This window comes from Microcella alkalica, from assembly GCF_014595885.1.
GTDB lineage: Bacteria > Actinomycetota > Actinomycetes > Actinomycetales > Microbacteriaceae > Microcella > Microcella alkaliphila_B.
Genome location: NZ_JABUKC010000001.1, coordinates 334,036 through 345,182, shown reverse-complemented (window position 1 = coordinate 345,182; position 11,147 = coordinate 334,036). Strand labels below are relative to the sequence as shown.

Genomic DNA, 11,147 nt, shown 5'->3' with positions numbered 1-11,147 from the left:
CGCGCGGCGCGTCGGGTTCGGCTAGGCGAACTCGACGATGAGCTCGACCTCGACCGGAGCATCCAGCGGCAGCACCGCCACGCCGACGGCGCTGCGAGCGTGCGCGCCGATCTCGTCGCCGAAGATGTCGCCCAGCAGGGTGCTCGCGCCGTTCAGCACGGCCGGCTGCCCGGTGAAGTCGGGGGCGGAGGCGACGAAGCCCGTCACCTTGACGATGCGCGTGATGCGGTCGAGCGAGCCGATGACGCCCTGCACGGCTGCGAGCGCGTTGAGCACGCACTGGCCGGCGTAGCGGGCCGCGTCCTCCGCGCTCACCTCGGCGCCGACCTTGCCGGTCGCGGGCAGCGCGCCGTCGACGAAGGGCAGCTGGCCGGCGGTGAGCACCAGGTGGCCGGTGATCGTCGCGGGCACGTAGGCGGCGACCGGCTTCGCAATCGCGGGGATGCTCAGGGCGAGCTCGGTCAGGCGCGACTCGATGCGGCTCATCTCACGCCGCCTTCGGGCGCTTGAGGTAGGCGACGAGTCCGCCCTCGGGGCCGGTGACGACCTGCACGAGCTCCCAGCCCTGTTCGCCCCAGTTGTTGAGGATCGCGGTCGTGCTGTGGATCAGCAGCGGCGTGGTCGTGTACTCCCACTGAGTCATCGTCGGCTCCTTCGGCCTCGCTCCAAGGTCTTCCCGTACCCTAGAGCCTATGTCTGCGCAGAATCGCACGGCTTCGTCGCGATCGGGGGCCCTCCTGGGGATGCTCGGTCTCTCCGTCGTCGCAGGAGTCCTCACCACGGTCATGGTCACCCCCGCGATCGCCCTCACGGGCATCGCCGCGAGCAACACCATCGGGGTCTTCGAGAGCCTCCCCGAGTACATCGAGATCAACGAGCTGCCGGGGCGCAACACCCTCTACGCGCAGAACACGGCGAACCCGGAGGACGGCTACACCGCGATCGCGACGGTCTACGCGCAGAACCGCGAGGAGATCGCCTTCGACCAGCTCAACGACTTCGTGAAGAACGCGACGCTCGCCGGTGAGGACCGCCGGTTCTACGAGCACAACGGCGTCGACGTGCAGTCGATCGTGCGCGCCGCGGTCGGCAACCTCGCCTCGGGCGGCATCGAATCGGGCGCCTCGACGCTCACGATGCAGCTCGTGAAGAACATCTGCATCCAGGAGGCACTGAAGGTCGAGGACACGGACTTCGACGCCGCCCGCGCCGGAGTGCAGGAGTGCCAGGTGTCGAGCCTGCAGCGCAAGCTCAACGAGGCCAAGCTCGCCATCAACCTCGAGAAGGAGTTCTCGAAGGACGAGATCCTCCTCGCCTACCTCAACATCGCGGGCTTCGGGGGCAACACCTACGGCATCCAGGCCGCCGCGCAGGAGTACTTCGGCGTCAACGCCGTCGACCTCACCCTGCCGCAGGCCGCGAGCCTCATCGCCATCGTGCAGGAGCCGGGAGCCCGATCGCTCAAGACGCCGGAGAACTACGCGGGTAATCAGGAGCGACGCGACGTCATCCTCGGCAACATGCTCGCGTACGACATGATCACGCAGCAGGAGTACGACGACGCCGTCGCGATCCCGGTCGACGAGAACTTCGTCACCCCCACCGCGCCGCGCAACGGGTGCATCGCCGCGCAGCAGTACGCGAAGTGGTTCTGCGACTACGTCGTGCGGAACGTGAAGAACTTCGAATCGCTCGGCGCCGACGCCGACGCGCGACTCGCGACGTGGAAGACGGGCGGACTCGACGTCTACACGACCCTCAATCTCTCGCTGCAGACCGTCGCGCAGGACGCGGTGTGGCGCTACGCACCGGCCAGCGAGACCCGCCTGCAGCTCGGCGCCGTGGCGATCTCGGTCGAGCCGGGCACGGGTCGGGTGCTGACGATGGCCCAGAACAAGGTGTTCGACAACAGCGAGACGCCGCCGGGCCCCGAGTACACGGCCGTGAACTTCAACACGAGCATCGACTACGGCGGCTCGAGCGGCTTCCAGCCGGGTTCGACGTACAAGATGTTCACCCTCATCGAGTGGCTCAATCAGGGTCGCGGGCTGCAGGAGGTCGTCGACGCGTCGACGTTCGAGTACCCGTTCTCGGCGTTCACGAACAGCTGTGTCGACATCGGTGTCGACCGGTACCGGTTCGGCAACGATGAGGGCGCGGCCGCGTCGATGAACGCCATCCAGGCGACCCGGCGCTCCGTGAACTCCGCCTTCGTCTCGATGGCGACGCAGCTCGACCTCTGTGAGATCCGCAACCGCGCGGTCGACCTCGGCGTCGTGCGGGCTGATGGCGGCGAGCTCGGCTCGACCCCGGCCTCCGTCCTCGGCACGAACGAGGTCTCCCCGCTCTCCATGGCTGTGGCCTACGCCGCCATCGCGAACAACGGGCAGACCTGCGCTCCGATCATCGTCGACCGCTTCGTGACTCGCGAGGGCGAGGAGCTGCCGGGCCAGGCACCCCAGTGCGACCAGGCGATCGACCCCGAGGTCGCCGCGGCCGCGCAGTACGCCATGGCCTCCACCATGGTCGATGGGGGCACGGCGACGCTGAGCAATCCGTTCGACGGCACGCCGATCATCGGCAAGACCGGCACCACCGACCGGTCGAAGGACACGTGGGTGATCACGTCGACGACGGAGATGGCGACCGCGGTCTGGGTCGGCAACATCGTCGGCGACTTCCGCATCCGTCAGTACCAGAACCCCGAGGGCTTCTGGGGCGGCGAGCTCCGTCACCGGATCATGCGCGAGATCCTCACGGCGGGCAATGCGCAGTACGGCGGCAACGCTTTCCCCGAGCCGCCGCAGCGCCTGCTGCGCGGCAACGGCATCGAGCTGCCCAACCTGGTCGGGCAGACTCCCGCGCAGGCGAGGGCGATCCTCGAGGGACTCGGGCTCCGGTACGCCGAGGGTGACCGCATCGACTCGGCCGTCGCTGAGGGCTCGGTCGCCGCGACGTCGCCGGCTGCCGGCTCCGTCGTCGGTCGTGGCCTGATCGTGCGGGTCTCGCTCTCCAACGGCAACCTCGCCGCCGTGCCGGACGTCGTGAGCGCAGGCTACGACGAGGCACAGGCCAGGGCCGCTCTGCAGGGCGCCGGCTTCAGCAACATCGGCGTCGAGTGCGTGCCGATCAACGGCGGCCCCGACCCCGACCGCGAGGGCATCGTCGAGACCCAGGATCCCGCACCCGGCACGTCGACGAGCAAGGCGACGCTCATCACCATCGGCGTCGCGAGCGAGAGCTGCGGCAACGGTGGAGGCGGCGGCGGAGGCGGCGGCGGCAGCCCGAGCCCCGGCCCCGGCCCGGGTGATGACGACTAGCGCGCGCGTGGCGGCCGCCGTGGCTCTCGGAGCCGCGGCGGCCGCCGCCGTGTACGCGACCGCGGTCGAGCGCCGCGCCTACCAGTTGCGCCGCGAGACGGTGGCCGTGCTCGCACCGGGGGCCGACAGCATCCGCGTGCTGCACCTCAGCGACCTGCACCTGGCACCGTGGCAGTTCGACCGCATCGAATTCGTGCGCTCGCTCACCGACCTGCGCCCCGACCTCATCGTGCTGACCGGCGACAGCATGGGGCATCGCGACGCGCTGCCGGCCGTCGAGGACGCGCTGTCGGTGTTCGAGGGCGTGCCCGGGGTGTTCGTGCACGGCTCGAACGACTACTTCGCGCCGACGCTCAAGAACCCGCTGCGCTACCTGACCGGCCCGTCGAGGGCGAGCGGCGAGTCGGAGGCCGAGCCGCTCGACATCGATGCCATGGAGCGCCTGTTCACCGAGCGCTTCGGCTGGCACTCGCTCAACAACGACGTGGCGCAGCTGACGATCAACGGCTCGATCCTGGAATTCATGGGAACGAACGACGCCCACCGCGGCTGGGATCGTCTCGACGTGCTGCCGGGGCTCGTGGATGCTCTGCGCGAGCTCGACGAGGACGACACCGACGACCCCGCGGTCATGATCGGTGTCACGCATGCGCCGTACCGCCGCGTGCTCGACGCCTTCACCACCCAGGCCGCCGACGTCATCTTCGCCGGCCACACGCACGGCGGGCAGGTGGCGCTGCCGGGGTTCGGGGCGATCATCACGAACTGCGATCTCCCGCGCGAGCGCGCTCGGGGCCTGAGCGTGTGGCATCACGCGCATCGCGCCGCGTTCCTCAACGTCTCGGCGGGCCTCGGCCACTCGATCTACGCGCCGTTCCGCTTCGCGTGCCCCCCGGAGGCGGTGCTCGTGACGCTCGAGGCCGGCGACATCGGCTATTCTTGACAAGTTGCCGCTCACGCGGCGCACCGGGGTATGGCGCAGCTTGGTAGCGCGCGTCGTTCGGGACGACGAGGCCGCAGGTTCAAATCCTGTTACCCCGACCGGAAGCGAGAAGGGACCGCCCAGAGGGCGGTCCCTTCTCGTCTGTCCGACGTCGAACGGGGCGAGGAGCCGCCCCGGCCATCCCGCTAGCTGAAGTCAGGGTCGGGACCGAGCTCCACCCCGCCGAGCGCGACGGGCGCCCGCCACCCGGAGGCGAGCGAGTCGCCCGACTCGTCGAGGTAGCACGCTCCGCAGAGGCTCTCGTACGTGACATCCTCGCCGTCGATGGCGACCTGGTCGCCGTCGAAGACGAAGACGCCTCCGATGGTGCGGGCGTTGAAGACGGCTTTGCGGCCGCAGCGGCAGATGGTCTTGAGCTCTTCGAGGGAGTGCGCGACTTCGAGCAGTCGCCGACTGCCGGGGAAGGCGGCGGTCTGGAAGTCGGTGCGGATGCCGTAGGCGAGCACGGGGATGTCCTCCCGGATCGCGATGCGCAGAAGGTCGTCGACCTGCTGCGGTGAGAGGAACTGGGCCTCGTCGAGCAGGAGGCAGGCGACGTCGCGGCCGGTGGAGCGGATGACGGCTTCGCGCTCGCGCTGGAAGACGGCGTAGATGTCGTCGTCGGCGCCGACGGTGAAGTCGACGGCGCGGGTCACGCCGAGCCTCGAGACGATGAGCTGGTCGCCCTTGGTGTCGATGCGCGGTTTGGCGAGCAGCACCTGCTGCCCGCGCTCCTCGTAGTTGTAGGCGGCTTGGAGCAGCGCGGTGCTCTTGCCGCTGTTCATCGCCCCGTATCGGAAGTACAGCTTCGCCATCAGCGCAGGTGCCCGTCTTCTGCTGCTCGTCGGATGAGGTCGGTCTTGGTGCTCGCGGGGCGGCCGGCGCGCGCGTACTTCTCGCGCACTCGCCGCAGGTAGGTCTTCGCCGTCTCGTACTGCACGTGCATCTGCCGCGCGACCTCGGTCGTGGAGTGGCCGCTCGCGTAGAGCACGAGGGCCTCCTTCTCGCTGACGGAGAGCTTCGGCTTGGCGGGACTGGTCGCGCCGCTGGGCAGAGGGCGCCAGTCGCGCACGGGGGCGCCGGTGGTCTGGAGGCCCATCACGCGACGCGCGGTCTCCATGACCTCGGGCAGGCCGAGGGTCTTGGAGAGGAAGGCGGAGGCACCGGCGTCGAAGGCCCGGTCGCGGTCGTCGGCGCTGTCGAGGCTCGAGAGCACGATGACCTTGGCGCCGGCGGCGCGGCAGGTGCGCACACGGGCCTCTATGGAGACGGGCTCCTGCAGCTGGAAGTCGAGCAGCACGAGGTCGGTCGGGAACCGGTCGCTCTGCACGAGCCCAAACCACGTGCTCGCGGTGAGCACGAGCTCGAAGTCGGGCGCGTTGGCGCTGATCCACGAGGTCATGCTGTCGAGCAGCAGCTCGTGGTCGTCGAGGATCGCGAGCCGCACGGGCGTGCCGCTGCGCTCGCTGATCTGCATGCTCCGACTCTAGAAGACGCGGGCGCGCGTGCGTCGGCCCCACGCCTCAGAAGAGCGTCGGCGTGCCCGCGTGCACGTCGGGTGCGGCATCCGCTGCCGACCGGTCGGTGCGCAGCGCACGGCTGCGCACGGTGCCGGTGGCCTGGTCGAGCGGTCGCGTGCCGAGCCCGTGCCGGGCGCGCAGCTCGCGCACGCGCGCCGCGAGCCATTCGCGGTAGCCGGCGGGCGCGTACGGCCCGGCCGCGTAGAGGGCCCGGTATCGGGCGACGAGATGCGGATGCTCCCGCTCGAGCCAGGCGAAGAACCACTCGCGCACGCCGGGCTTGAGGTGCAGCGCGCTCGTGAGCACGGTGCGGGCCCCGGTCGCGCGGATGCGGGCGAACGCCTCGTCGAGGTGGGCGCGCGTGTCGGTGAGGTCGGGCAGCACCGGCATGAGGAACACGGCCGGATCGAACCCCGCCTCGACGGCGGCGGCGACGGTGGCGAGCCGGGCATCCGTCGTGGGGGTGCCCGGTTCGAGCGACTGCTGCAGCGCGTCATCGTAGATGGCGATCGACATGGCGACGTCGACCGGCACGAGCTCGGCGGCGCTGCGCAGCAGGGGCAGGTCGCGCCGCAGCAGCGTGCCCTTGGTGAGGATGCTGAGGGGCGTGCCGCTCTCGGCGAGCGCCGTGATGATGCCGGGCATGAGCGCGTAGCGGCCCTCGGCGCGCTGGTAGGGGTCGGTGTTGGTGCCGAGCGCGACCGGGTGTCGGCCCCACGAGGCTCGGCGCACCTCGCGCGCGAGCACGTCGGCGACGTTGATCTTGACGACGATCTGGCGGTCGAAGCCCTCGCCCGTGTCGAGGTCGAGGTAGCCGTGGGTGGGGCGGGCGAAGCAGTAGACGCACGCGTGCGTGCAGCCGCGGTACGGGTTGACGGTGTGGCCGAAGGGCAGCGCCCCTCCCCCGCCGGGCACGCGGTTGAGGGCGGTCTTGGCGAGCACCTCGTGGAAGACGAGACCGGCAAACTCGGGCGGCCGCACGGTGCGCTGCAGCCCGGAGAGGCGCGCGATCGCGACGGTGCTCTCGAGCTCGGGCAGGGCGTCGTCGGCCGTCGCCGTCGCCGCCTGCCCGCTCCACCGCATGCCCGACATTCGAACACATGTTCGACAATCCGGCAAGGGGCCGGATGCTCGGCCGAGCCCGCGTCGTAGGCTCGCAGCATGCCCGCGATCGACCTCAACGCCGACCTCGGCGAGTCGTGGCTGCCGACCGTGGTCGGCGACGACGAGGCGATGCTCGCGGTCGTCACGAGCGCGAACCTCGCCTGCGGAGCCCACGGCGGCGACCCTGTCACGATGGCCACCGCGATCCGCGAAGCACTCGCGCGCGGCGTCGTCATCGGCGCGCACCCCTCCTACGACGACCGCGAGGGCTTCGGCCGTCGCGACGTCGAGGTCGATGCCGTGACGCTCGAGCGCCAGCTGCGCGAGCAGGTCGAGCGGCTCGCGGCGGCCGCCGCCGACGCGGGCGCGACGCTCGCGCACCTGAAGCCGCACGGCGCCCTCTACAACCGCATCGTGCGCGACGCGGAGCGCGCGGAAGTCGTCGCGCGCGTCGCGGCCGCGAGCGCGCTGCCAGTGCTGGGGATGCCCGGGTCGGCGATCGAGCGCGCGTGCCGCGAGGCGGGCATCCCGTTCGTCGCCGAGGCCTTCGCCGATCGCGCCTACCAGCCCGACGGCTCGCTCGCGCCGCGGTCGCGACCGGGCGCCGTGCTGCACGACCCCGGGCTCGTCGCCGCGCGCGCCGTGCGGCTCGCCGTCGAGGGCGAGGTCGAGGCTGTCGACGGCTCGATCGTGCGCGTCGCGGCCGAGTCGCTGTGCGTGCACGGCGACACTCCGGGGGCCGCCGCGCTCGCGCGGGCCGTGCGCGAGGCGCTCGAGCGGGCCGGGGTCTCCGTGCGCCCCACGGGCGGCGGCGTGCCGTGATCGAGGCGCGCGTGCTGCCGTGCGGCGACCGCGCGCTGCTCGTCGAGGTCGGCTCGCTCGAGCTCGCGGTCGCCGCGCACTCCGCGCTCGCCGCCGCCCCGCCGGAGGGGCTGCTCGAGCTGGTTCCCGCGGCGCGCACGGTGCTCGTGCGGCTCGACCCGCGGCGGCTCGGGCTGGGGCACGCCGAGCACTGGCTGCGCGAGACGCTCGCCGACGCCGACCCGCGCGCGCACCTGCCCGAGGGCGCCGCCGTCAAGCTTCCCGTCGTCTACGACGGCGACGACCTGGCGGCGGTCGCCGAGCTGTGGGGCTGCTCGCCCGATGCGGTCGCCGAGCGGCACGCGGCGACGCTGTGGCGCTGCGCGTTCGTCGGCTTCGCGCCCGGCTTCCCGTACCTCGTGCCCGCCGACCCCGCGACCGCTCCGCCGCCCGTGCCGCGGCGCGCGACCTCCCGGCCGGCCGTGCCCGCGGGCGCCGTCGCCCTCGCCGCCGAGTATGCGGGCGTGTACCCGCGGAGCTCGCCGGGAGGCTGGCAGCTCATCGGCCGCACCGACGCGACGCTGTGGGATGCCCGACGCGACCCGCCCGCGCTCGTCGCGCCGGGCGCGCTCGTGCGCTTCATGTCGGTGCGCGCGCTGCCCGGCGGCGCCGAGCCGAGCGCCGCGGCGGGCGAAGCGGCCCGTGCCGTGGACGCAGACGGGGCGCGCGGCGGCGCGAGCGCGGCGGGCGCCGCAGGCGCCGCCGCGGCCGGCGCCGCCCGCGCCGTGCGGGTGCTCGACCCCGGCGCGTTCACCCTCGTGCAGGACCTCGGGCGCCCGGGACGCGCCGCCCTCGGGGTGGGGGCGGCGGGCGCCTTCGACCGCGCGGCTCACCGACTCGCGAACCGGCTCGTCGGCAACGACGAGACGGCAGCCGCCCTCGAAGTGCTGCTCGGCGGGCTGACCCTCGCGCTGCCGGCCGGCGCCTGGGTGGCCGTCACGGGCGGCGACGGCCCCGTGACGCTCGACGGCGCGAGCGTGCCGCCGCGGCTGCCCGTGCACGCCGAGCGCGACGGGGCGCTGCTGCACGTCGGCCGCCTCGAGCGGGGCCTCCGCGCGAGCGTCGCCGTGCGCGGTGGACTCGACGCCCCCAGCGAACTGGGGTCGCGATCGCGCGACACGCTCGCGGGGCTCGGGCCGGCGGCGCTGACGGCGGGGAGCATCCTCGCCATCGGAGACGCGGTCGCGGGCCCCGTGCCGACGATCGACCTCGTGCCGCTCGACGCCCCCGACGACGGCCCGCTCGAGCTCGCCGTGCGCCCCGGCCCGCGGCACGACTGGTTCACGACCGAGGCGCACGACGCCCTGCTCGACGCCGAGTGGCGGGTCTCGGCGCGCGCCGACCGCACCGGCGTGCGCCTCGACGGGCCCGCGCTCGCGAGAACCCCCGAGGCGGCGGGCCGCGAGCTGCCGAGCGAGGGCATGCTGCCCGGCTCGATCCAGGTCTCGCCCGACGGGGCCCCGACGATCCTCGGCCCCGACGCGCCCGTCACCGGCGGCTACCCCGTCATCGCCGTCGTCACGGATGCCGGGCTCGACGCCCTCGCGCAGGCCCGCCCCGGGCAGGCGGTGCGCCTGCGCCTCGCCACCGGTCGCCGCTAGGCCCCGAGCCGCACCTCCCGACCCTCCCACCGGGCGCGCAGCCAGCGGTCGTGGGTCGCGACGACGACCGCGCCCGGATAGCTGCCGAGCGCCCGCTCGAGCTCGCCCGCGAGCTGCAGCGACAGGTGGTTCGTCGGCTCGTCGAGCAGGAACACGTGCGGCGGCCGCGCCACGACGAGCGCGAGCGCAAGCCGACGCTGCTGCCCCACCGACAGCGCGCCGACCGGCCGGTCGAGGTCGCGCGCGGCGAGCAGCCCCAGGTCGGCGAGCGGCAGCAGCTCGGCACGACGGTCGCCGACGGCGCGCGCGTACAGCTCGCGCGCCGAGCGCGCCGGCTCGGCGAAGCGCACGTCCTGCTCGAGCAGGGCCACGCGCAGCCCGCGCCGCGCCACCCGCCGACCCGCATCGAGCGGCAGCAGCCCCGCGAGCGCCGCGAGCAGCGTCGACTTGCCCGCCCCGTTCGCCCCCGACACGAGCACGCGATCGCAGCCCGCCACCCGCAGCGACGTCGGCGCCAGGCGATCGCCGACGCGGGCATCCTCGAGGGTCACGAGCACCTCGTCGGCGAGCGCCGTCGACCCCGCGGGGATGCCCGCGAACGACAGCGGCGCGGGCGGCGGCGGCAGGCGCCCGGCCTCGAGCTCCGCCACGCGCTGCTCGGCGGCGCGCACCCGGCGGCTCGTCGCGGACTGCTGCCGCGCGCCCTTGAAGTGCTGCACGAACTTGTCGTTGTCACGCGGCGCACGCTCGCGCCCCTCGAGCTCGCGGGCTGAGCCGACGACGGCGGCGCGGGCCAGGCGCAGCTCGCGCTCCTCCGCGGCGACGCGCGCCTCCCAGCGCTCGCGCTCGAGCGCTCGCTCGACCAGGTAGGCGCTGAAGCCGCCGCCATAGCGGGTGAGCGCGCCGCGAGTCTCACCCGACGCCGAGCGGCGGCTCGGGTCGAGGTCGACGAGCTCCGTCGCGACGTCGTCGAGCAGCGCCCGATCGTGACTCGCGACGAGCACCGGGCCCGGCCACGCGCGCAGCTCGCGCACGAGCAGCGCGACCGCCGCATCGTCGAGGTGGTTCGACGGCTCGTCGAGCAGCAGCGCGTCGGGGCGGGCGAGCAGCAGCGCGGCGAGCGCCAGCCGGCTGCGCTGGCCGCCGGAGACGGCGCCGAGCGGGGTGCGCAGCGACAGATGCGCGAGGCCGAAGCCCTCGAGCAGGGCGTCGCGGCGCGCCTCCCAGCCCCAGAGGTCGACGGCCTCGGCCTCGGCGAGCGCAGTCGCGTAGCGCTCCGCCGCGTGCGGGTCGCGTTCGAGATCGCCAGCTGCCGCCTGGAGGCGCCGTTCGAGCGCGCGCAGCGGCGCCACGGCATCCTCGATGACGTTCTCGAGCGGCGCGTTCGGGTCGTGCCGCACCTCCTGCGGCAGGTAGCCGACGAGGTCGGGGCCGGAGACCTCGCCGGCATCGATCGGGTCGACGCCGGCGAGCGCACGCAGCAGCGTCGACTTGCCGGCGCCGTTCTCACCGATGAGCCCGACGCGCGCGCCGGGCGAGACGACGAGGTCGACGCCGTCGAGCACGACGCGGTCGGGGAAGGAGCGGACGACGCCCGAGGCGACGAGAGGACGGACGGGCGATGCGGTGCGCGCGACGCGCGCGGAGGACGAAGACGGTGCCAAGAGGATGCCGATCGGCTCGCAGGTCTCCCGCCGGGCGAAGCCTCGGGCGCGGGACAGACTGCGTCAACTCTCCATAGCGGAGACGAGGCTACGTC

General features: G+C 73.3%; 9 protein-coding genes, 1 tRNA gene and 1 pseudogene. 5 read left to right on the top strand and 6 right to left on the bottom strand.

Going from position 1 to position 11,147, the window contains the following annotated elements:
• Nucleotides 1-21 precede the first annotated feature (21 nt).
• Both ID804_RS01660 and ID804_RS01655 read right to left on the bottom strand, forming a co-directional pair.
• Complete coding sequence (locus ID804_RS01660) at nt 22-486, bottom strand: RidA family protein (protein WP_169077221.1); 465 nt, start codon at nt 484-486, stop codon at nt 22-24.
• 13 nt (nt 487-499) lie between these two features.
• Nucleotides 500-643, bottom strand: a pseudogene (locus ID804_RS01655) (DUF4177 domain-containing protein); the annotation flags it as partial.
• Nucleotides 644-692: 49 nt separating this feature from the next.
• Between ID804_RS01655 and ID804_RS01650 the strand changes: the two are divergent.
• From ID804_RS01650 to ID804_RS01640, 3 genes are all read left to right on the top strand, one after another.
• Nucleotides 693-3,320, top strand: a complete 2,628-nt coding sequence (locus tag ID804_RS01650; protein ID WP_169077219.1) for a transglycosylase domain-containing protein — start codon at nt 693-695, stop codon at nt 3,318-3,320.
• Between the two features lie 19 nt (nt 3,321-3,339).
• The gene (locus ID804_RS01645; protein WP_317451133.1) at nt 3,340-4,263 is read left to right on the top strand and encodes a metallophosphoesterase; all 924 of its coding nucleotides are present in this window, start codon (nt 3,340-3,342) and stop codon (nt 4,261-4,263) included.
• A gap of 24 nt (nt 4,264-4,287) precedes the next feature.
• Nucleotides 4,288-4,361, top strand: a tRNA-Pro gene (locus tag ID804_RS01640).
• 87 nt (nt 4,362-4,448) lie between these two features.
• Here ID804_RS01640 and ID804_RS01635 read toward each other — a convergent pair.
• From ID804_RS01635 to ID804_RS01625, 3 genes are read right to left on the bottom strand one after another with little or no spacing between them, the layout of a single operon-like run.
• Nucleotides 4,449-5,117 (bottom strand): thymidine kinase, encoded by a 669-nt coding sequence (locus ID804_RS01635; protein ID WP_169077217.1) that lies wholly within the window; start codon nt 5,115-5,117, stop codon nt 4,449-4,451.
• Nucleotides 5,117-5,779, bottom strand: a complete 663-nt coding sequence (locus ID804_RS01630; protein ID WP_169077216.1) for a response regulator transcription factor — start codon at nt 5,777-5,779, stop codon at nt 5,117-5,119. The genes ID804_RS01635 and ID804_RS01630 overlap by 1 nt, the downstream gene beginning before the upstream one ends.
• Nucleotides 5,780-5,825: 46 nt before the next feature.
• Nucleotides 5,826-6,905 (bottom strand): Rv2578c family radical SAM protein, encoded by a 1,080-nt coding sequence (locus tag ID804_RS01625; RefSeq protein ID WP_169077215.1) that lies wholly within the window; start codon nt 6,903-6,905, stop codon nt 5,826-5,828.
• 78 nt (nt 6,906-6,983) lie between these two features.
• Between ID804_RS01625 and ID804_RS01620 the strand changes: the two genes are divergently transcribed.
• Both ID804_RS01620 and ID804_RS01615 read left to right on the top strand, forming a co-directional pair.
• Nucleotides 6,984-7,748: a LamB/YcsF family protein gene (locus ID804_RS01620; RefSeq protein WP_169077214.1), complete on the top strand. Its 765-nt coding sequence runs from the start codon at nt 6,984-6,986 to the stop codon at nt 7,746-7,748.
• Nucleotides 7,745-9,388, top strand: coding sequence for a 5-oxoprolinase subunit B/C family protein (locus ID804_RS01615; RefSeq protein ID WP_169077213.1), 1,644 nt, complete (start codon nt 7,745-7,747; stop codon nt 9,386-9,388). The genes ID804_RS01620 and ID804_RS01615 overlap by 4 nt, the downstream gene beginning before the upstream one ends.
• On the opposite strand, the gene ID804_RS01610 is transcribed toward ID804_RS01615, so the two are convergent.
• Nucleotides 9,385-11,052 (bottom strand): ATP-binding cassette domain-containing protein, encoded by a 1,668-nt coding sequence (locus ID804_RS01610; protein WP_169077212.1) that lies wholly within the window; start codon nt 11,050-11,052, stop codon nt 9,385-9,387. The genes ID804_RS01615 and ID804_RS01610 overlap by 4 nt on opposite strands.
• Nucleotides 11,053-11,147: the final 95 nt, after the last annotated feature.

Excerpts from the sequence above, each read along its gene's own strand:
- ID804_RS01630 (WP_169077216.1), bottom strand. The coding sequence starts at position 5,779 with ATGCAGATCAGCGAGCGCAGCGGCACGCCCGTGCGGCTCGCGATCCTC.
- ID804_RS01625 (WP_169077215.1), bottom strand. The coding sequence starts at position 6,905 with ATGCGGTGGAGCGGGCAGGCGGCGACGGCGACGGCCGACGACGCCCTG.
- ID804_RS01635 (WP_169077217.1), bottom strand. The coding sequence starts at position 5,117 with ATGGCGAAGCTGTACTTCCGATACGGGGCGATGAACAGCGGCAAGAGC.
- ID804_RS01620 (WP_169077214.1), top strand. The coding sequence starts at position 6,984 with ATGCCCGCGATCGACCTCAACGCCGACCTCGGCGAGTCGTGGCTGCCG.
- ID804_RS01660 (WP_169077221.1), bottom strand. The coding sequence starts at position 486 with ATGAGCCGCATCGAGTCGCGCCTGACCGAGCTCGCCCTGAGCATCCCC.
- ID804_RS01650 (WP_169077219.1), top strand. The coding sequence starts at position 693 with ATGTCTGCGCAGAATCGCACGGCTTCGTCGCGATCGGGGGCCCTCCTG.